Below are 23,288 nucleotides of genomic sequence, written 5' to 3'. Positions count from 1 at the left end.
CCTATAAAAATTTCGATAGTACGGTTCTCATTTTCTGTGCGCGATTATGAACTTGTTCTTCCGTCCAACTTAACTTTATCAAACAGGAGATAGTTCTACCTATCCACTCATCAGATTTCGAAAAGTCCGCTTTCGAATAATCGGGCAATTGTTGAATCACTTCTTGCGGAAGCTTGCCGAGCGATGTAAGATTGGTCAAATGGTCCCACTTTCTATAATAGTGCCAATTATTATCGAACCAATAAAAACAAGCATCTACACCAGCATTACTTAAAGCTAAATTTACCTGTTCAGCAACTTCTTGTCTGGGCAGAAAGAAACTCAAAAACGAATAGTTCTCCACTCCTCCGATAGGAACCCTTCTAAACGTAACACCAGAAAGCGGTTCGATAGATTTCCTTAGTATTGTATAATGCTTTTTCTGTATTTCCAGAAATTCGTCCAAACGCTGTAATTGTGCACAGCCTACGGCAGCGTTCAATTCAGATATCCTAAAATTATACCCTAAAAACGGATGTGTTTCCGCTCCCCTATCTTTACCAACATGGTCATGCCCATGGTCGGAATAATGGTCTGCATTCTTAAGGTATTCATCAGTATCAGTAATAATGGCACCACCCTCACCACAGGTGATGGTTTTTACATAATCAAAAGAAAAACAACCTAAATCTCCATAACTCCCCAAGGGCTTCCCATCATATGAACCTCCAATAGCCTGACAAGCATCTTCCACCAACAGCAAATTATACTTGGTGCAAATATTCTTTAAGGCTTTAAGGTCGGCCATTGAACCACACATATGCACGGGCATGACCACTTTAGTCCTTGGGGTTATTGCCTTTTCAACAGCTATAGGATCCAATGTTAGCGTATCATCAACGTCTACCAAAATAGGAACGGCACCTATGGCCAATATAGATTCAAAACTGGCTACAAAGGTAAATGTTGGTACGAGCACTTCATCACCTGCACCTACTCCTGCACTTACCAAAGCTACTGTCAATGCCGCAGTACCACTACTGACCAATTGGGCATGTTTAGTACCCATACGACTTGCCAACGCCTTTTCCAATTCTAACGCTTTCCATTGATTGTTACGCATTCCATCAAAACCATAGCGCATCAATACACCGGTATCTAAAACCTGCTGTACCTGACTTTTTTCACTTTCTCCGAACAGTTCAAACCCTGGCATTCTTTATAATTTTAATAATTACACAAATCTTGATCAATTTATTGATAAAACCAAAGTTTAATGGCCAGTATCACCACCATGACAATCAAGAATTTTTTGATGAATCCATCACCTTTCTTGACCGATACCCTACTGGCTACCCATGCGCCACTACCATTGCCAATGGCAAGGATAAACCCAATTTTCCAATTCACCTGGTCATTAATGGCAAAAACAATTAACGCCGAAACCATATACATGAATACAACCGAGACCTTAGTTGCGTTGGAACGTACCAAGGTCATTTTGCTAACATAATGAAGAAATAACATCATTATAAAGCCCAAGCCCGCATTTATGAAACCCCCATAAATACCAAAAAAGAAAAATGCGATAATCCCAAGCCAAAGATATTTTCCGGTTAATCGCTCCTGAACCTCCTTCATTCCTATTTTAGGTCCGAATGCAATGATAAGAACCACACAGACCATCACTATGGCCAATATTCGATTGAACAACGCACCACTAATATCAATTGCCAAATAGGCGCCTATTATTGAACCAACAAAAGCAGAAATACCCAAATAAACATTAAAGGGAAACGTACTCACTCCTTTACTTTTAAAACCTTCGGTAGCGATAGCGGTTTGGAATATAATGGCGACTCTATTGGTGCCGTTCGCCAAGGTGGATGGTAGTCCTAGAAAAATAAGGATAGGAAGGGAAAGTAGAGCACCCCCACCGGCAACGGTATTTATAAAACCAACAATAAATCCAACCAAAATTAATAAAGGATAGGCGTACCATTCTTCCATAAAACAAAGGTAATTGGAAATTATGTATTCCTAATGTTGACAGAACACCAGCAATTATAAGACCTCTACACCTATTAAAGCGATGTATGGAATGCCGCGGGGTTTAATTTTTTATACCCGAAAGACTTCATCTGGTCAAACGCTTCTTCCACCATTTCGACCGGTAATTTACACGTGTTATTCTGGCAAACATAAATGAGGGTTCGGTCTGTAAAAAATCTATCCTTGAACAAAGCCATATCACTAGTTTCTAAACTGCCCGCCAATAAGGTGTTTACAAGGTGATTTTTATTCATTTCGGTAATAAGCGCTTGTGCATTTTCACCGACTATTGCGATTTCATAATACGGATAGGTCTGATTTAATAACAATGATCCCCAAGAACCGTAGCTAATGGCCTGTTTTTCAAATTCATCAACTAACAAGGCACCCATAACTCCTGCCTTTTTCAAATAATTCTTGTCATAATCAAAATGGCCTAGCCAAAATAGATTTTGGGCCATTATGGCATTGGCGGAAGGAGCCACCCCATCTACCGTGTTTATAATTTTTGGAATCATTTCGTTAGGGGCATTGTAATAGAATAATCCAGAATCACTGGTATATTTTTCTATTGCTGTGTCCATCAATTCCTTGGCCATCTCTGAATACTTGATCTCTAAAGTTACCTCGTACAATTTTAGCGCACTTTTGGCGAGCAAAGCATAGTCTTCTAAGAAAACCTCCTTTTGTCTACTATTGGTGGTACAGGAATGTACCAACTCCTTATTTTTATAATTGTTCGATTTTAGGTATTCGAAGATTGATTTTGCCTCGTTCAAATAGACTTCTTTCCCAAAGCTTTTATAGGCCTCTATCAAACCATCGATCAACAGTGCATTCCATGAAGTAATGATTTTATAATCCTTAGAAGGGGTATCTTTTTTTTGACGGTTTTCATATAAAAGTGCGTTCCACTTTTCAATTTTATCATTCAGTTCATCCGATAAAATAGATTCCTTTTTAGCAAAATCACCGATAGAATAAGGTGTAAATAGAACATATTTACCATCTTCCCATACTTCATTTTCATTTATTCCATAAAACTTTGAAAACATCTCGAAATCATGACCTAATAAATTTTGCAATTCATCTTTACGCCATGTATAATAGGCTCCTTCTTCCCCGTTTGTATCGGCATCCATTGCACTAAAATAGCCTCCGTCCTCATTTCGCATTTCAGATTTTAAAAATTGAAAGGTTTGCTCAACCATGTATTCATAGACTTTGTTACCGAATACTTTATACGCCTTAGACAATAAACCTATCATTTGGGCATTATCATACAACATTTTTTCAAAATGGGGAACCTTCCATTTAGCATCTGTGCTATATCTAAAAAAACCTCCGCCGATATGATCGTAAATACCACCTTGTGAAATTTTTTGCAAGGTATTTAGCACATGGGCCTTGGCATTACCGTCTTCTTGAAGTGTGGAATAATCCAATAACATATTCAGATTGGTAGGAATGATAAATTTCTGTTGTCCCAAATCTCCTCCCCATTCTAAATCCCATGATTTCGACCACTCAGTAACACCATTTAGAACTTTTTGTGAAGTTACCTTAGCCTCTATTTGTTCACTAGGTTGTTGATAAACTTCTTGCACACCATTTGCCAACATAGATGCATATTCCTTCATTTGATCGGGATTTCGCTCGAATTCTTCACTGAATTTGATCAGAATAGATTTCCAATCCTCTCTTTCATGATACGTTCCTAAGTATACCGGACTACCATCAGGCAAAATTATGGCGTTCATTGGCCAACCTCCCGTTCCATTGACCATTTGAAGTGCTGTTTGGTAGACCATATCCAAATCTGGGCGTTCTTCCCTATCTACCTTTATACTGATGAACTTTTCGTTCATCAATTGTGCCACCTCTACATCTTCAAAAGATTCCTCTTCCATCACATGGCACCAATGACAGGTAGAATAGCCTATACTTAAAACCACCAAAAGGTTATTCTTTTTTGCTTCCTCAAAAGCAGCATCGTTCCAAGGTTTCCAGTTTACGGGATTGTGGGCATGTTGTAATAAATACGGACTTGTTTCTTGAACAAGAGCATTAGAAAATTCATGTTCAGTAGCATCTTTTTTAGGTACTTTTTGGTTTTCGGTATCGTTTTTACAAGACAAAACAACCAATACAGCAGAAATCAACGAAAACGTTTTAGTGAATTTTAAATCCATTTAAGACATGATGTAAAGATAGAACAATCGGTTGTATTTAAATTTATTGTGCATAATTCCATGTATTTTAAAGGAACATGAAACTATTAACTTATGCTTATTTCATTTTTTTAACCCACAAATATTATTAAATTAAAATATTATTAAAGGTTATATTAACAAAAACAATTCTAATGGGAATATTTAAGTTAAGCTTAGTTTTTATCTTTTTATCTTTTTTAAAACTACATAGTCAGCATTTAGATGACTATAAGCTTTGGTTAAAATACAACAACATTGAAGATAAAAACTTAGCAACTGATTATTCCAATATAACGAATTCCATTTATTTACCTACGACTAGTGAAATCTATACAAATACAAAAAAGGAGTTATCGACCGCAATACCCCAAATGCTCGGTAGAGAAAGTACTTTTACCGATGCTCTTCGACCAGAAAATTCATTGATAATCGACCTATATGATAATTTACCCAAAGATTTACAACTAAAAGTAGAAAGGGAATTTAAAAATGTTTCTAATGAAGGGTTCTTGATAAAATCCGTAAAATATAATAATGCCCCAATCACCATTATAAGTGCTAAAAAAGAGATTGGAATTCTTTATGCCGTTTTCAGGTTCTTACACCTTATGCAGACGCATGAAAACCTAAAAGAAATCGACCTGATCGACAGTCCAAAATTACAACTGAGAATGTTGAATCACTGGGACAATTTAGACCGGACGGTAGAACGAGGTTATGCAGGGTTTTCACTCTGGAACTGGCAAAAGCTACCCGGTTATATTGACGAACGCTATATTGATTACGCGCGTGCCAATGCCTCTATTGGTATCAATGCAATTTCACTTACCAATGTAAATGCAAATGCCTTAGTTCTGACCCCCATGTATTTGGAAAAAGTAGAAGCCCTCGCAAATATTTTTCGAGGATACGGCGTAAAAGTATATTTAACAGCCCGTTTTTCGGCACCTATAGAGATCGGTAAACTAAAAACTGCAGACCCTCTTGATGTAGCTGTTCAAAAATGGTGGCAAAATAAAGCCAAAGAAATTTACACCTTTATTCCTGATTTTGGTGGATTTTTAGTGAAAGCCAATTCTGAAGGACAACCCGGTCCGCAAAATTATGGACGTAACCATGTTGACGGTGCCAATATGATGGCTAAAGCCTTAGAACCCTTTGGAGGTAACGTTATCTGGCGTGCCTTTGTGTATTCTGAACATGATGATACCGACCGTGCAAAACAGGCTTATGATGAATTTCTGCCCTACGACGGCAAATTCATGGACAATGTTTTGGTTCAGGTAAAAAATGGTCCGATCGATTTTCAGCCAAGAGAACCCTTTCACCCCATGTTCGGAGCAATGAAAAAAACACCTTTAGTCATGGAGTTTCAAATTACCCAAGAATATCTTGGTTTTAGTACACATTTGGTCTTCTTACCAAAACTTTTCGAGGAGGTTCTCGACTCAGATACTTATCAAAAAGGGAAAGGTTCTACTGTGGCAAAAATCGTTGATGGAAGTCTTTATGGAAATAAATTATCGGGGATGGCCGGCGTAGCCAATATTGGCACCGACATAAATTGGACAGGTCACCCTTTTGCCCAAGCAAATTGGTATGGTTTTGGTCGCTTGGCTTGGGATCCATACCTAAGCTCAGAAATGATTGCCGATGAATGGTTGCGCGCAACCTATAACAATGATCAAGAATTTATTGAACCCGTGAAGAAAATGATGCTCATGTCAAGGGAGGCGGTTGTCAACTATATGAATCCACTTGGGCTTCATCATCTTTTCGATACCGGACACCATTACGGACCAGGACCATGGGTAAATAATTTAGGAAGACCGGACTGGAACCCTGTTTATTACCATAAAGCAGATACTATGGGAATAGGTTTTGACCGTACACCAACCGGAAGCAATGCAACAGAACAATATGCTCCCTACTTAGCCAACCTTTATAATGACCCTAAGAGAATTCCCGAAGAATATTTATTATGGTTCCATCATCTGCCATGGGATTACAAATTAAAAAGCGGAGAATCACTTTGGGATGGAATCGCACTAAAATATCAGAAGGGGGTAAATCAAGTAAGTGAAATGATAACCACTTGGAATAATGCCAAACCCTATCTAACCGAAGGTCAATATAAAGAGGTGGAAATGCTTTTGCAAATACAATTAAAGGAAGCTAAGTGGTGGCGAGATGCATGTTTACTTTATTTTCAAACTTTTTCACAAAGGCCTCTACCCGCTGGTGTAGAAAAACCAGCAAATTCTTTAGAGTACTTCGAATCACTTAAATTTCCTTTTGCTCCCGGTATTCGTCCGCAATGGGATTAGTTTTTTAGGATGTAATTGGTTTAAAGAAATCAAAGCTGTTTTAGCATTAAATTTAGATTGAATGATGTATAATGAAGTAAACGGTCTAATCAATAGTTTTTGCGCATCGGTGACCCATAATACTACTGTACAAAAATCAAGCACAACAAATAATTATATTACAATGAACGACCTATTTCTCCATAGTGGCCCATTCTCCTATAATTGCGAATGCCCTAAGAAGGAATTTAGAGGGTTAAGCTTTGATTTTCTGATGAGATACAACATCTTTCTTAGACCGCCCTTCATTTAAATTAATTTTAAGTGTTAAACGTACATTTAGTCCCTAATAAAAATAGGTTATTTAAAATTTCAGTATTATATGAAAAACTATAGACTAGCTACTATACCATCAAAGATCGTTTTTCTTTTATCAATGATTTTTTCAGTTTTTATTTCCTGTAATGAGCGTCTTAAAAAAGATGAGGTTAAAGAGAGGCCATCCCTTAAAAAATCATTTAAAAAAGAGTTTCTAATTGGATCTGCAGTAAATGATTTTCAGATAACAGGCAAGGATAGTCTAGGCGTTCAACTAATAAGAACCGAATACAATACCATTACCCCTGAGAATTCCATGAAATGGATGTTCATGGAACCTGAAAAAGGTATTTTCAATTTTGAAATGGCAGACCAATACATTGACTTTAGTATTAAAAATGATTTAGCCTTTATCGGTCACAATTTAGTATGGCATAGCCAACTGGCAGATTGGGTTACCAAAATTGAAACTAAAGAAGAATTATCCGAAAGCTTAAAAAACCATATCATAACCATAGCATCGAGATACAAAGGCAAAATACATGGGTGGGACGTGGTCAACGAAGCATTGAACGAGGACGGAACTTTGCGTAATTCCATCTTCCTAGAAAAATTAGGCCCTGAGTATCTTGTGAATTCATTTAAATGGGCACAAGAAGCTGACCCTGATGTTGAGCTCTATTACAATGATTATAATATGACCAACCCCGAAAAAAGAACAGGAGCTATTAAACTGGTAAAAATGTTGCAAGAAAATGGAGCTAAAATAGATGGTATCGGCATGCAGGGTCATTGGAATTTAGATGGCCCTTCGTTAGCTGAAATAGAAGAAAGCATAATAGCGTATTCAAAATTAGGTTTAAAAGTAATGATCACAGAGTTGGACATTACCGTTCTACCGAATCCTTGGGATTTAGAAGGGGCCGAAATAAGTCAGAATTTTGAAAACAGTGAATTTATGAATCCTTATCCTGATCAATTACCGGATTCTGTATCCAATAAGCTTGCAAAACGGTATCAAGATATCTTTAAACTATTTAAAAAGCACACAGACAAAATAAGCCGAGTAACCTTTTGGGGCGTAAATGATGGTCAATCTTGGCTGAATAATTGGCCGATTAGGGGTAGAACCAATTACCCGCTACTATTTGATAGACAATATAAACCAAAAGCAGCATATCAAAGTGTTATGCAAGTCGCAAATGATACTACACTTTAAAACAATTCAACCAAATGTATTTTAAATGAACAATAATCACAAAATTTCTCTTAAGGAGAAAATTGGATACTCCTTGGGAGACTTATCCGCAAACTTGGTCTTCCAGACCCTTGTCACCTACCTAGCCTATTTCTATACGGATATCTACGGCCTAGAGAACAATGATGCCTCGTTGATAATTTTTATCGTTGGTATGATCGCTGCCTTTGCCTTTAATCCGATTGTCGGGGCCCTAGCCGATCGTACCAGAAGTAAGTGGGGTAAATTTAGACCTTGGATTTTATTTACATCTGTTCCTTTAGGCATTGTCGCCTTGTTGGCATTTAGCACTCCTAATTTTGACTATACCGGTAAGGTTGCCTATGCGGCCGTTACCTACACCTTGTTATTATTGTTATATGCTGCCAATAATTTGCCTTATGCCGCTTTGAGCGGTGTGATAACGGGTAGTATGAAAGAGCGCAACAGTATTTCTTCCTATCGATTTGTGGCCGTAATGTTCGCCCAATTTTTTGTACAGGTATTTATGCTGCCCATAATTGAATATGCGGGCGGTGGTGATAAAACAGTTGGTATAGAAATCGTGATGACCTATTTAGCTATTATTGGCACCATCATGCTCTTGATTACCTTCTTCACCACAAAAGAAAGAGTTATTCCTACCCTTGAACAAAAATCTAGCCTAAAAGAGGATCTTGGAGATTTAGTTAAGAACAGGCCTTGGATCATTATGTTAGCCCTCACCACATTGGTCTTTATAACTTTGGCAATGAAAGGGGGGTCTTATGTATATTACTTTGAAAATTATGTTGATGCGAATAGTTTGGCCGATTTTATTGGTCCGTTGCTGCGGGGTTTAACCAATATCGGTGTTGATTTCTTTGGTGACAATCCCACTTCTGCCGGATTCGGATTATTCAATGCTGGAGGAATCATTTTTATGATAGTCGGAATATCACTTTCGAAAGGGTTGGCCGACAAATTTGGCAAACGTGATGTTTTCGGAACCGCATTATTCGTTTCAACGTTGTTCATAGCCATATTCTACTTCTTTGCGCCGACCTCCGTTGAATTAATGTTCCTTTCCCAAATTTTACATGGCTTTTTCTATGGCATTACCATCCCGTTGCTATGGGCGATGATTGCAGACGTTGCCGATTATTCTGAATGGAAGAATAATAGACGTGCCACCGCCATCATCTTTTCGGCTATGATGATAGGGTTGAAACTGGGACTAACCATCGGTAGTTCTTTGGTTACTTGGATTTTGGGGCTTTATAATTATATCCCAAAGAAATTTGCGGTTACGGAAGCCATCACGCAACCAGAAACTGCCATCCAGGGCACTAAAATGTTAGTAAGCATATTTCCTTCCATCGCTTTTTTATTAGCCATTGCGCTATTGTTTTTATATGAAATCAATAAAAAAATGGAAGTGGAAATAGAACAAGATTTAATAACAAGAAGAAAAGAATAGATAAAATGCCAGAAGAACGTATTGATCATATTGATTTTGATGAATTGACCAAAAATGCAATTTCCCAACCCTTGGTTTCCCATATATACACCGCAGATCCATCGGCCCATTTTTTTAATGGAAAAATATACATCTACCCCTCTCACGATATAGATGCCGGAGAAGCGTTCGATGATTTAGGAAGCCACTTTGCGATGGAAGACTATCATGTTATTTCTATGGACTCCATTGATTCGAAAGCAGTGGATAACGGGGTTGCCCTGCATGTAGATGACGTGCCCTGGGCAGAAAAGCAAATGTGGGCTCCAGATGCGGCCCAAAAAGATGGAAAATATTATTTATATTTTCCAGCAAAGGATTATGATGGGATATTTAGAATCGGCGTAGCGGTAAGTGACACTCCAATTGGTCCATTTATCCCACAGCCATTACCTATTAAAAACAGTTTTTCTATTGACCCTGCTGTTTTTGAAGATGAAGACGGTAGCTATTACATGTATTTCGGGGGACTTTGGGGCGGACAATTACAGCGTTGGCGAACTGGTCAATTCAATACAGAGCAACCAGAAAGTCCGACCGCTCATATACCCGAAGATGATGAGCCCGCTTTGCTTCCTTATGTTGCCAGATTAACGAATGACCTACTTGAATTTTCCGAAAAACCAAAAGAGATTCAAATTTTAGATTCAGACGGAAATTTATTATTAGCTGGAGATAACGATAGACGTTTTTTTGAAGCTTCTTGGATGCACAAGAATAATGGAAAATATTACTTCTCCTACTCTACAGGAGACACACATTTTATATGTTATGCCATTGGAGATAATCCCTACGGCCCCTTTACTTACGGCGGACGAATTCTTGAACCTGTTGTGGGCTGGACTTCGCATCATTCCATTTGTAAAGTAGAAGGTAAATGGCACCTATTTTATCATGATAGCAGCCTATCTAAAGGGGTTACACATTTAAGATCCGTGAAAATGACTGAACTGGAGCATTTAAACGATGGAAGCATCAAACTGATTTCTCCGTACAAAGAATAGAAATCGAACAACAAATATCCTTCGTAGTGAAATTCCTTAAAAATATATTGTTTTTATTTGCTTTTTTGGCTGCCACACAGTTTAGCATGGCCCAAGTAAAACTGCCCCCAATTATTAGGGACAGCATGGTACTGCAACGTAATAGTCCCATAAGAATATGGGGATGGGCATCTTCTGGAGAAAAAGTATCCGTTATATTCAACGGAAAAAGCAGGAAAACGGTTGCATCTATGGAAGGGAACTGGAACGTAGAGTTTCCCCCAACGAAAGCGGGTGGCCCCTACGCTATGCAAATTAAAGGAAATAATACCATTGCACTTCAGGATATATTGATTGGCGATGTTTGGTTATGCGCAGGGCAGTCAAATATGGTACATCAATTGAACATACACGATGTTACGTATGCCAAAGAAATTGCCAACGCGAACTATCCTCAAATAAGGCACTTTAAAATTCCGACCCAAACAGATTTAAACGGCCCACAAAAAGACTTCAACGGAGGTTCTTGGCAAGCGGCCGTTCCCACTGAAATTAGACCGTTCTCTGCCGTAGCGTATTTTTTCGCAAAAAAAATCTACGAAAAATATAAGGTCCCTATCGGACTAATAAATGCAAGCGTTGGTGGAACACCCATAGAAGCATGGACGAGTGAAGAAGGTCTTAAAGAATTTCCTGAAATTTTAGAAACCATTGAAAAGAACAAGGATTCTGCCTATGTTAACGGCGTAAATAGAAGTTTTGCCCTTGAAGCAAAGCAAACATCGACTGAACCTACCGATAAAGGTTTGCTGGAACCGGTAAAATGGTATGATGCCAATTTTAAGCCTACGGATTGGAGGCGAATAAACATTCCTGGATATTGGGAAGATCAAGGAATACGAGATTTGAACGGTGTGGTTTGGTATCGCAAAGAAATAGAAATACCCGATACTATGGTAGGTCATGACGCCAGGGTATTTCTGGGGAGAATCGTTGATGCCGATGAACTTTATATCAATGGACAAAAAGTTGGCAATACGACCTATCAATACCCACAAAGGAGGTATACCATACCGAAAAACGTTTTAAAATCGGGTAAGAATGTTTTTGTCATAAAAGTGACCAATTATAATGCAAAAGGTGGTTTTGTTCCTGATAAACCCTATTATTTATTTACCGAGAACGATACCGTTGACCTCAAAGGATATTGGCAATATAAGGTGGGTGAAGTATTCCTACCAAAAATATCTTCCATAAAACCTATCAACGCTCAAAATGAACCTACCGCACTTTACAACGTAATGGTAGCTCCATATACGCCCCTCTCTTTAAAAGGGATACTTTGGTACCAAGGTGAAAGTAACGCTGCTAAACCCAAAGAATATGCGAGTCTTTTAACGACGTTCATAAACGATTGGCGTACCGAATTCAACCAACCTAACATTCCTTTTATTTATGCGCAGCTACCCAATTTCATGGAAGTTAATTATTTGCCCGAAGAAAGTAATTGGGCAGAACTTAGGCAATCACAGTTAACCGGCTTAAAACTACCAAATACAGCTATGACCGTAAATATTGATTTGGGAGAGTGGAACGATATTCATCCGGACAATAAAAAGGATGTAGGAGAACGCATGGCACTCGCTGCTTTAAAACTTGCGTACGGCGAAGATGTGGTCTATTCTGGCCCAGTATATAAAAGTCACGAAATTCAGAATGGTAAAGTGTTGCTTTCTTTCGACCACCTCGGCAGTGGATTGCTAACAAATGACGATAAGCCATTGAGTGAATTTGAAATTGCCGGAAAGGATAAAAAATTTAAGTGGGCCAAGGCACAAATAGAAGGAAATCAAATAATTGTTTGGAACGATGATATTAACGAACCCCATTATGTGCGGTACGCATGGGCAGATAATCCGAATAATCCCAATTTATATAATAAAGAAGGCTTACCGGCCTCGCCCTTCACTACTGAATAAATAGTATACATTAAATTCTTATAAAACTGTGCCGCTAATTTTTATTTTTAGATGTTCAAGAACTTACGCATCGTGTCCCAAAAGAAAAGAGTTGATACGAACTCCTGTTCTCTGTAAGATTCTTAAAAGGTAAAAGGGTAATTCGACCAATAAGAAACGAATGCTATTATTCATGTACAAGACTACTCCTAATATTACGACTAATAAAAGAAACCACAGTTATCAAAAGCTTTATGGGGCTTAAAACGGGTCATAAATAGTCACTAAAATTCCTAGAAGAGTTTATCTTTCTTCCCTCGATTCTTTACAACAATCTGCTGGTGATTCTCTAATATGACCTAAAGAAGCATTGGTAAAGACACCCCCAAGAATCAAACCTCCACATTTTAGCCATTCACCTACATTGTTCTTTACTTTACAACAATCGTAGTCCTTTTCCTTATAAATATATGCATGTTTGCTGAAAAATCTGAAAATTATAGCATAGAAAAATTAGGTCCTATGCCAGATTAGTTAAAATTTGTTCCTATTATGAACTTACTGAACATTTCAAAGTCTGTTACCCTTAAGCAAACTACAACTACATTTTTAACCTTTTGTGTAGTATTCCCTATCCTTTTCATTTTTACCATACAAGACCTATCGGCCCAGTCACCGGGAGGTGTATCAACTGGGCTCGAACTTTGGCTTAAGGCCGATGAAGGGTTTTCTTATACTAGTGCTACAGCTGCTAAATGGTCGGATCAATCTTCAAATAATATCATCTTCAGGACCGATTTGATACAAAATCCTGATACGGGCACTTTAGCACCCACATTGGATAGTGGTGTTGCAAATTTTAACCCAGCTATTGTTTTTGACGGAGCAAACACTGGATTGTCCACAGGCGTTAATGGTGCTAATTTTAATTTCTCCGAATGGACCGTTTTTTCTGTACAGCAGGTAGAACCAGCCTATAATCATGCTGTTTGGCACTACGGGGTTGATGCCGGTAATACACTAGCACTTTTTATAGACCCTTCACCAAACGGTTTCAACATTGCCGTTAATAATGCCTCTGCCACTAGTGAAAATATCACTTCTAAAGCATTGGATGACAATATTCCACACATACTTGGTTTTGCTGCAAATAATACGTCAGGTGAAATTTATGTAGATAACGACGAAGTAGCAACTACTACAGGCTTTTCAACACTTCCAGGAAATGGCGCCATAATGATAGGCCTTGATGCAGACGGTGCCGAAGCCCAAGATGGTAACAACCACTTAAAGGGGAACATTGGAGAAATTTTAATGTACAATCAAAAACTATCGCCTCAGGATCAACAGAAAATACAATCTTATCTGGCATTAAAATATGGTATTTCTTTAAATCAGGCTTCTCCCCTAGACTATATTGCATCTGATGGTTCTATTATTTGGGACTCTTCTGAAAACAGTGGATACAAGAGTGGCATTTTTGGTATCGGACTTGATAATGACTCAGGTCTGGATCAGAAAGTATCCAAATCGGCTAACTCAGATGCGGTGCTGACCATCGCTTTAGACAATGATTTCAGCACAGCGAACAACGATGTTGGTCGTACCACTACCCACACCAATGATAACCAATTTTTTGTCGTTGCCCATAATGGAGCAAATACTAACACCCAGTTCGCGGAAATCGATGCTACAACATACAATGCACGTATATCTCGTGAATGGAAAGTAGATAAAACAACCACTTTTACGCAGGATATCAACTTGAAATTTGATGGATTTAATGAAACTTGGGAATTAATTAAAGATAACGATGGTGATTTCACCTCAGGAGTTACCTCATTGGGAACTTTGGATAGCAATGGCGAAATAACCGGTGTAACTTTAAGCGATGGTGAGTATTTCACTTTAGCAAAATTCCAAGAAGCACCAGGAGGTCTGTCAAACGACTTAACCTTATGGCTCAAAGCGGATGCGGATGTAACAAGCAGCGGTGTCGATATCACCGACTGGCAAGATCAAACCGATATCAATGATTTTTCTGTGGTGGGAGCACCAGATTTAAAGGAAACAGGTCTGAACTATAACCCGACCGTACTTTTTGACGGGTCCAGCCGCTTTGAAGGGAATACCATACTTAATAATACTACCGAAGTTTTTGCAGTCGCTAAACTTAGCAACCCTGGCAATAACACATCTTCCGGGGCCGTTCTGGGCAATCCCACTGTTCAAGGTGAAGATTATTTCTTCCATACAGAAAGTAACAAACTTTATATCGCTGGTACAGGTGGTGAATATGCAGGTACGAATGCCTTGGGAACCGATATACCGTTTGGCATACTTAATGCCGACTTGAGCGAGACCCCATCGGCCGACCAACGGATAAAGGTGGACGGCCTTCCCTACACGAACACCGTTGGGGGAGACCCTGTTCCCTTTAACCGTGTTCCCGTTATCGGGGCCAGGGATACGGAGAACCTTTTAGCAGGCAGTGAAATAGCTGAAGTAATCGTTTACGACGCCTCAAAGGCAACGGGAACGGAAAGGCAACAAGTCCTATCCTATCTGGCCCTTAAATATGGTATTACCTTAGACCAGTCCATTGCACAAAACTACCTCGCTTCCGATGGCTCGGTAATTTGGGATGGCACTGCCAACGTAAATTACAAAACCGATATTTTTGGTATCGGCCGGGATGATGCCAGTGGATTGAACCAAAAAATTTCGAAAGCGATAAATTCAGAAGCTATATTGACCATAGCATTGGATGCCAACTTCACGGCTTCAAATACCGACGCTGCCCGTACAACGGCACATGCCAATGACAAACAGTTTTTGGTGGTTTCCAACAATGGTGACGCAACTACGTTACAAACTACCGAGATGGATATCTCTATTGGCCTTAACACACGTATTGCCCGTGAATGGAAAGTTGATGCTACCAATTTTACACAGAACATTAGTATGAAGTTTGAGGGATTTGATGAAAGCTGGTCCCTTATAGCTACCGCGGACGGTGATTTCTCCTCAGGCGTTACAATTATAGGAGCTTTAAATGCAAATGGGGAATTGACCACCACAGCTCCCCTAGCAGATGGAGCGGTATTTACATTGGCAAAACTTAAAGAAGCTCCGGGCGGTCTGTTGTCAGATCTTACCATATGGTTGAAAGCGGATGCCGGCACCCAACAGTCTGGCAGCAATGTAACCGCTAACAATGCTACCATAGATAGATGGAACAACCAAGTTATAAATGGTGTAACACATTTTACGGAATCTGAAGCACCGGACGATGCCACCTTGTTGACCAATGCACTCAATTATAATTCCGTCATCGGTATCGATGGGGACGATAGAATGTACTTGGCAGGAACCACTAACGCTGGTGATTACCTGGATGCCGATAGCAATTCGGCCTACATCATCTATACCCAGAACAGAGATGTTCCCAGCAGTGCAGATGTTATCTTCCAGTTCCAGAACAGCGACGCAAATAATCGTTTTAACCTAGAGAGTAACCCGGTGCGTTTTGCAGCTCCCAAAAATAGTAGTGCCGTTATTGCCACAACAACATTCACTAATGGGCAGTACAACATGCTTTCTTTGGTGGACACCAAAACAGTAAATGGGGATACCAACACCATATATATCAACGGGAAACAGAATGCCCAAAGTACCAACAGCGGGGACATCGACCTGTCCAACGGGAAGATTTCACTTGGCGCACAGGATATCAATACCAATCATTCCGATATCAACATCGCTGAATTCATCATCTTCAAAAATGAACATGACGCCATTACCCGTAATCGAATAGAATCGTATCTAGCCGTTAAATATGGGTTCACCTTAGATCAGACCTCTCCTACTGATTACGTCTCTTCTGACGGGACAACCAAGATATGGGAAAACGATTCGGACGGATACGACAGAGATATTTTCGGTATTGGTCGTGACGATGATTCTGGGTTGAACCAAAAAGTTTCGAAATCTGTTAACTCAGGAGCCGTATTGACCGTCGCATTGGATAACGACTTTACAGTTTCCAACACCGATGCTGGCCGTACCACGGCACATGCGAATGACAAACAGTTTCTACTTGTTGCTAATAACGGAGCTGATTTGACTACTCAAGAAACGGAGCTTGATGCAAATACAGGCTTCAATATCCGTTTGTCCCGTGAATGGAAAGTTGATGCCACGAACTTCTCACAGAACATAAGTATGAAATTTGAGGGCTATAATGAAACTTGGACACTTCTCAAGGACACTGATGGGGATTTTAGTTCAGGGGCTACTTCAGTAGGAACACTTGATTCCAATGGAGAAATTACTGGCGTCACACTTAATGATGGCGAGTATATCACTTTGGCGAAATTTGCGGAAGGCCCAGGTGGTATTTTAACCAATTTATCACTTTGGTTAAAGGCAGATAGTAGCGCGACACCTGCACAATGGGACGACCAATCGGAATTCAATCATAACCTGGTTCAAGCTTCATCTAATTTACAGCCAACGGTGAAAAGCAATGGAATCAATTTTAACCCTACAGTGGTTTTTGATGGATCCGATTTAATGCAAACTGGAGCGGGAGTCATGACCTCCACAGAATTGGTAGACACAAATAGTAATAATGCTAATTCCCAGTTTATAGTTTTCAAATCAACAGGAGCGCAGGGTACAATTTATAATTATTCAAACGTCCCGGGCGGCAGCTACTCTACAGGTGCCGGTACCAACGGTAATTTGTTTTTGACCAATCGAAATGGAAATTCTGGAGCAGTAAATAATGACATAGCCTACTTGCGGGCATTAAGAGGAAATAACATAACGGCGACGGTTAGGGCTGAAGGAGCATTTGTCGCTAATCTTACCGGCTCTAATGCAACTTTAAGCGACGGATTTTTTAATTTAGGTTCACAAGGTACAGATGGATTATATCCCTTTACCGGAGAAATAGCGGAAATTATCAATTATCGTGAGGACGTCATCTTGAATATCAATAGAATAGAATCATATTTAGCGCTTAAATATGGTATATCACTCAACCAAACTTCAGATTTAGATTACTTGGCTTCCGATGGCACTATAATTTGGGACGCTACGGCCAATACTGCTTACAACAATGATATTTTCGGTATTGGTCGCGACGACATTAGTGGATTAAATCAAAAAATATCCAAATCTGTTAACTCAGGAGCCGTATTGACCATCGCATTGGATAACGACTTTACAGTTTCCAACACTGATGCTGGCCGTACCACGGCACATGCAAATGACAAACAATTTTTGATTGTTTCAAACAATGGTGGTGTAACTACGTCACAAACTACAGAGATTGAGAACACCAACTTTAACACACGTATCACAAGAGAGTGGAAAGTGGATAAAACCACAAATTTCGGTGAAACTATCAATTTAAAATTTGATGGGTTTGATGAGACGTGGTCACTTATAAAAGATGAGGATGGGGATTTCTCTGAGGGTATAACTTCAATGGGCGACTTGGACTCCAATGGAGAGATAACCGGTTTAACCTTGAATGATGGAGACTATTTTACACTGGCCAAAAACGATATCATTGCACCGACCATTACCAGCTTTACACCCGAATTTGCAGGAAATGGCGAAGTAGTGACCATCAAGGGGACAGGTTTTACAGGTACTTCTGCCATTACCTTTGGCGGTGTTGCCGCTAAGACTTTTACGGTAAATTCAGATATTGAAATCGTAGCCACGGTTGATACAGGTGCTTCCGGTGATATTACAGTAACCAACTCGGCCGGAAACGATTCAGCTTCCGGGTTCCTGTACAAAGTGGTACAGTACGATTTTGAAGGGAATGCCCTGGATGAAACGGAAAATAATTACGATGGAACAGAAATCAATACGGTGACTTATAGCACAGGGGCACAAGGACAGGCCATTTGTTTTGATAACGGCCCTGGATTTGTAAAACTTCCAGATAATCTTATCAGAAGCCTTTCGGAGTTTACGATTTCTTTAAGATTTAAAACCACAGAAACTGGTAGTATTTTGGGATATCAGCATGTACAGGCTAATACATCCAACACCCCTAGTACTTATATACCTATACTAATGATTGATTTCGATGGGATTCTCAAAGGAACGTTGTGGACAAATACCAGAATTCAAGCAGTTTCTTCAACCGCTGTAAATGATGGAAATTGGCACCAGGTAGATTTTGCGGCAGGAACCAATTCGGTATCTATATATGTAGACGGAAATCTGGAAGCAAGTACTACAGGAGCCGCGGTAGACCACTTGAACATGATCTATAATCAGTTAGGCTTTGCCTATACAAAAAATTATAATACGACGCCTAATACAAACTGGGAATACTTTACAGGGTGTATCGATGATATGGTCATTTTCGACCGTAAGTTAACAGAAGCTGAAATCGAGACCATAACCCAATTGCCTGCACCTACGATTACCTCTTTTGACCCGGTAGAAGCCGGTCAAGATGATACCGTGACCATTACAGGTACCAACTTTGATGGTTCCACACAAGTTACTTTCGGTGGTGTTGACGCAGCTTCCTATACCGTGGATTCAAGCACCCAGATTACAGCTGTTGTTGGCAGCACGGCAGCATCAGGTGATGTGGAAGTTATAACTGCTGGTGGCACCGCTACTTTGAGTGGGTTTACCTTCACTTCAAAATCGGCACTTACGGTATCAACAACTAGCATTAATGAAATTATATACTGCGCGAATGAAATATCTGCTTCCGAAAGTTTCCAAGTTTCTGGAACGGATCTATATGAAGATTTGGTGATTACGGCACCGGCAGGTTTCGAAGTTTCATTGAGCAATGGTTCGGGCTATGCCAACAGTGTATCACTCACTCCTTCTTCTAATGCCGTGGCGAGCACAAGCATTTATGTACGGGTCGCTTCAAGCCAGAATGGAGAACTATCCGGAAATATCACTGTAGCTTCAGGCACAGAATCTGAGGATATTGCTATAGCAGCGGCAAACAATAATGCACTCTATTTTGATGGCGACAATGATTATGTAACACTTAGTGGGAATACCATTGCTGATGGAGCGTCCAATTTTACCATAGAAACATGGATATTACCCGACAATACAAATTGGGATGGGGATTATCATGCCATTATTGGTTATGAACAAATAGAGAATACCTCGAGTTCAAGAAACCCTTCATTCTATATCAAACAAGGTAAGATTCATGTAGATATGTATGAAAACAATGCCTCCTTAACCAGATATGATTTTATAACGGATGACCCTGTGGTACTCCAAGATGTTTGGACCCATTTGGCTTTAGTAAAAGAGGGCACCGAATATCGTTTTTACGTGAATGGTGAATTAATACTGACCAATCCTGCTCCACAAAACATCAATATAACAGGCCCTTATCAAATAGGGTATATTAATAATTTCTTTGCGGGCAAGATAGATGATACCCGTTTCTGGAATACACCACGTTCCCAAACCCAGATCGAGGACAACATGAACGTGACCCTTTCTGGTGACGAAGCGGGTCTTGTAGGCTACTACACCTTTAACCAAGGAATTGCAGAAGGAAACAACACCTCTGAAACCACTTTAATCGACAAATCCAATTCGAACATTGACGGAACCCTGAACAATATGGCCCTTACTGGGACATCCAGCAACTGGGTGGATGGCTATTTTGCCCAGATTACCGGGAGCGACTCTGTATACAAGAATGAAACCTTACAATTAAGCCATGCACAAAGTGGTGGCGTATGGTCCAGTGATGATACTGGCATAGCAACTGTGAATCAATCAGGTTTGGTGACAGGGGTTTCGGCAGGATCCGTAAACATAAACTATGCATTATGTGGTCAAACAACATATAAGTCCGTTTCTGTCATTGATGCCGGCTTCTCTGTTAGTGAAACTACATTAACAATTTCTGAAAATGCTGGAACGGCCAGCTTTACAGTAGTACTCGATGCCGCACCCACGAGCAATGTAGTGTTTGCCATCTCAAGTAACTATACCAATGAAGCTACCGTGGACAAATCAGCATTGACCTTCACATCTGCCAATTGGAACACACCACAAACTGTGACAGTGACCGGGGTGAACGATGATATAGACAGTGACGACACCGCAACCATCACCATTTCGGTGAATGATGCAAGTTCAGCAAACAGTTTCGATGCTTTGGCCGATAAAACAGTGGCCATTACCTTGACCGATGATGATACGGCATCGTTTACGGTGAGTAAAAATACAATGACCATAAACGAAGATGCGGGAACCGGAACCTTTACAGTGGTTCTGGACACGGAACCTACCAGTGATGTGGTCTTCAATATAACAAGTTCCGCGACGGGTGAAGCAACGGTAGACAAAGCACAGTTGACCTTTACCACGTCCAATTGGAATACCACACAAACTGTGACAGTGACCGGCGTCGACGATGCCATGGACCGGGACGATTCCGCTACCATTACTATTGCCGTGAAAGATGCAGATTCGGACGATTCCTTTGATGCACTGGCCGATAAAACAGTGGCCATTACCTTGACCGATGATGATACGGCCGCCTTTACGGTCAGTGAGACCACGCTGACCATTGATGAAGATGCGGGAACGGACAGCTTCACCGTGGTTCTGGACACCGAACCTACCAGTGATGTGGTCTTCAATATAACAAGTTCCGCGACGGGTGAAGCAACGGTAGACAAAGCACAGTTGACCTTTACCACGTCCAATTGGAATACCACACAAACTGTGACAGTGACCGGCGTCGACGATGCCATGGACCGGGACGATTCCGCTACCATTACTATTGCCGTGAAAGATGCGGATTCGGACGATTCCTTTGATGCCCTGGCCGATAAAACAGTGGCCATTACCTTGACCGATGATGATACGGCCGCCTTTACGGTCAGTGAGACCACGCTGACCATTGATGAAGATGCGGGAACGGACAGCTTCACCGTAGTTCTGGACACCGAACCTACCAGTGATGTAGTCTTCAATATAACAAGCTCCGCGACGGGTGAAGCAACGGTAGACAAAGCACAGTTGACCTTTACAACCGCCAATTGGTCCTCCACACAAACTGTGACAGTGACTGGGGTAGATGATAACGCCACAGCTGATCATACTGTTACTATTTCTATAGCAGTAGATGATATCGCGAGTGATGATGCTTTCGACCCTTTAACAACTAAAACCATAGCTGTAACGCTAACAAATGATGATGCCAATTTTACCATAGATGAAATAAACGCTATTAGTATTGAAGAAAACAAAACTTATAGTTCGGTAACACCTACGCTTTCGGGCGATACACCATTCGGTACGCTGACCTATACATTAGAAGGTAATGATGCTAGTAATTTTACCATCAATTCGGCAACAGGTGTGGTGAGGATGGTTGCCAGGGATTATGAAAATCCAGTAGATGCCAATACCGATAATGTTTACGAAATAACCATTAAGGCAACGGATAGCAACGGAAATTCAGATACTGAAGACTGGACCGTTCAAATAACCAATAGTAATGAAATAGCTGGCGATACTAATGGCGATGGGGTCATCGGTCCAGGAGAAATTGCGGGTGACACTAATAATGATGGGGTCATCGGTCCAGGCGAAATAGCTGGTGATACGGATGGTGATGGTACTATCGGTTCCGGTGAAATAGCTGGGGATACGGATGGCGACGGTACTATCGGTTCCGGTGAGATTGCCGGGGATACGGATGGTGACGGTTCTATCGGTTCCGGTGAGATCGCCGGGGATAAGGATGGTGACGGTTCTATCGGTTCCGGTGAAGTAGCCGGTGATGCTGATGGTGATGGTTCTATCGGTCCAGGTGAAGTAGCCGGTGATGCGGATGGTGACGGTTCTATCGGTTCCGGTGAGATCGCCGGGGATAAGGATGGTGACGGTTCTATCGGTTCCGGTGAGATCGCCGGGGATAAGGATGGTGACGGTTCTATCGGTTCCGGTGAAGTAGCCGGGGATTCGGATGGCGACGGTACTATCGGGTCCGGTGAAATAGCTGGGGATACGGATGGTGATGGTTCTATCGGTTCCGGTGAAGTAGCCGGGGATACGGACGGTGACGGTTCTATCGGTTCCGGTGAAGTAGCCGGGGATAAGGATGGTGACGGTTCTATCGGTTCCGGTGAAATAGCCGGGGATGCTGATGGCGACGGTTCTATCGGTTCCGGTGAAGTAGCCGGGGATACGGATGGTGACGGTTCTATCGGATTCGGTGAAGTAGAAGGAGATGTTGATGGCGACGGTACTATCGGATCAGGTGAAGTAGACGGAGATGTTGATACTGATGGTGATGGGGTGCCAGATGCCGAAGATGCCTTCCCCAATGACCCTAACGAAAGTGTAGACAATGACGGGGACGGTATCGGGGCCAATGCGGACCTGGACGATAATGACGTCAATATAGGTGAAGAACGACCCGTTGTACCTGCCCAAGCATTTACGCCAAATGGTGACAATATCAATGACACTTGGGTCATCAAAGACATTGAGAACTATCCCAATGCCATTGTTAGCGTATATAACAGGTATGGCCACGAGGTGTTCAAAACCGTAAACTATAAGAATGATTGGAACGGGAGGTTCAAATCAAACTCAGAAGCCCTTCCACCTGGATCATACTACTATGTTATTGATCTTCAAAATGGTTCCGCACCCGTAAACGGATGGATATTCATCAACTATTAAAAATTAAATTAAA

Annotated in this window: 9 protein-coding genes; 6 read left to right on the top strand and 3 right to left on the bottom strand. The window is 40.7% G+C overall.

The window, feature by feature from the left end:
- Position 1: 1 nt before the first annotated feature.
- From ACNR9Q_RS10765 to ACNR9Q_RS10755, 3 genes are all read right to left on the bottom strand, one after another.
- Complete coding sequence (locus ACNR9Q_RS10765) at positions 2-1,195, bottom strand: DegT/DnrJ/EryC1/StrS family aminotransferase (RefSeq protein WP_419211224.1); 1,194 nt, start codon at positions 1,193-1,195, stop codon at positions 2-4.
- Positions 1,196-1,233: 38 nt separating this feature from the next.
- The gene (locus ACNR9Q_RS10760) at positions 1,234-1,989 is read right to left on the bottom strand and encodes a sulfite exporter TauE/SafE family protein (RefSeq protein WP_419211223.1); all 756 of its coding nucleotides are present in this window, start codon (positions 1,987-1,989) and stop codon (positions 1,234-1,236) included.
- A 74-nt stretch (positions 1,990-2,063) separates the two neighbouring features.
- Complete coding sequence (locus tag ACNR9Q_RS10755; RefSeq protein ID WP_419211222.1) at positions 2,064-4,223, bottom strand: thioredoxin domain-containing protein; 2,160 nt, start codon at positions 4,221-4,223, stop codon at positions 2,064-2,066.
- Positions 4,224-4,396: 173 nt separating this feature from the next.
- Here ACNR9Q_RS10755 and ACNR9Q_RS10750 point away from each other — a divergent pair, with 173 nt between their 5' ends.
- The 6 genes from ACNR9Q_RS10750 to ACNR9Q_RS10725 all read left to right on the top strand — a co-directional run bounded on the left by ACNR9Q_RS10750 (position 4,397) and on the right by ACNR9Q_RS10725 (position 23,275).
- On the top strand, positions 4,397-6,571 hold the full coding sequence (locus ACNR9Q_RS10750) for an alpha-glucuronidase family glycosyl hydrolase (protein WP_419211221.1): 2,175 nt from the start codon (positions 4,397-4,399) through the stop codon (positions 6,569-6,571).
- 361 nt (positions 6,572-6,932) lie between these two features.
- Positions 6,933-8,087, top strand: a complete 1,155-nt coding sequence (locus ACNR9Q_RS10745) for an endo-1,4-beta-xylanase (protein WP_419211220.1) — start codon at positions 6,933-6,935, stop codon at positions 8,085-8,087.
- A gap of 25 nt (positions 8,088-8,112) precedes the next feature.
- Positions 8,113-9,564: an MFS transporter gene (locus ACNR9Q_RS10740; protein ID WP_419211219.1), complete on the top strand. Its 1,452-nt coding sequence runs from the start codon at positions 8,113-8,115 to the stop codon at positions 9,562-9,564.
- A 5-nt stretch (positions 9,565-9,569) separates the two neighbouring features.
- Positions 9,570-10,607, top strand: a complete 1,038-nt coding sequence (locus ACNR9Q_RS10735; RefSeq protein ID WP_419211218.1) for a glycoside hydrolase family 43 protein — start codon at positions 9,570-9,572, stop codon at positions 10,605-10,607.
- Between the two features lie 86 nt (positions 10,608-10,693).
- Positions 10,694-12,565: a sialate O-acetylesterase gene (locus ACNR9Q_RS10730; protein WP_419211217.1), complete on the top strand. Its 1,872-nt coding sequence runs from the start codon at positions 10,694-10,696 to the stop codon at positions 12,563-12,565.
- Positions 12,566-13,096: 531 nt separating this feature from the next.
- Entirely contained in the window at positions 13,097-23,275 is a 10,179-nt protein-coding gene (locus tag ACNR9Q_RS10725) for a LamG-like jellyroll fold domain-containing protein (RefSeq protein WP_419211216.1), read from the top strand.
- Positions 23,276-23,288: the final 13 nt, after the last annotated feature.

Source organism: Maribacter sp. X9 (assembly GCF_048537565.1).
Classification (GTDB): domain Bacteria; phylum Bacteroidota; class Bacteroidia; order Flavobacteriales; family Flavobacteriaceae; genus Maribacter.
This window is presented reverse-complemented; position numbering and strand designations above follow the sequence as displayed.

What these genes read in the sequence shown, in the direction of transcription:
- ACNR9Q_RS10765 (WP_419211224.1), bottom strand. Translation starts at nt 1,195, where the DNA reads ATGCCAGGGTTTGAACTGTTCGGAGAAAGTGAAAAAAGTCAGGTACAG.
- ACNR9Q_RS10760 (WP_419211223.1), bottom strand. Translation starts at nt 1,989, where the DNA reads ATGGAAGAATGGTACGCCTATCCTTTATTAATTTTGGTTGGATTTATT.
- ACNR9Q_RS10745 (WP_419211220.1), top strand. Translation starts at nt 6,933, where the DNA reads ATGAAAAACTATAGACTAGCTACTATACCATCAAAGATCGTTTTTCTT.
- ACNR9Q_RS10735 (WP_419211218.1), top strand. Translation starts at nt 9,570, where the DNA reads ATGCCAGAAGAACGTATTGATCATATTGATTTTGATGAATTGACCAAA.
- ACNR9Q_RS10750 (WP_419211221.1), top strand. Translation starts at nt 4,397, where the DNA reads ATGGGAATATTTAAGTTAAGCTTAGTTTTTATCTTTTTATCTTTTTTA.
- ACNR9Q_RS10725 (WP_419211216.1), top strand. Translation starts at nt 13,097, where the DNA reads ATGAACTTACTGAACATTTCAAAGTCTGTTACCCTTAAGCAAACTACA.
- ACNR9Q_RS10740 (WP_419211219.1), top strand. Translation starts at nt 8,113, where the DNA reads ATGAACAATAATCACAAAATTTCTCTTAAGGAGAAAATTGGATACTCC.
- ACNR9Q_RS10730 (WP_419211217.1), top strand. Translation starts at nt 10,694, where the DNA reads ATGGCCCAAGTAAAACTGCCCCCAATTATTAGGGACAGCATGGTACTG.
- ACNR9Q_RS10755 (WP_419211222.1), bottom strand. Translation starts at nt 4,223, where the DNA reads ATGGATTTAAAATTCACTAAAACGTTTTCGTTGATTTCTGCTGTATTG.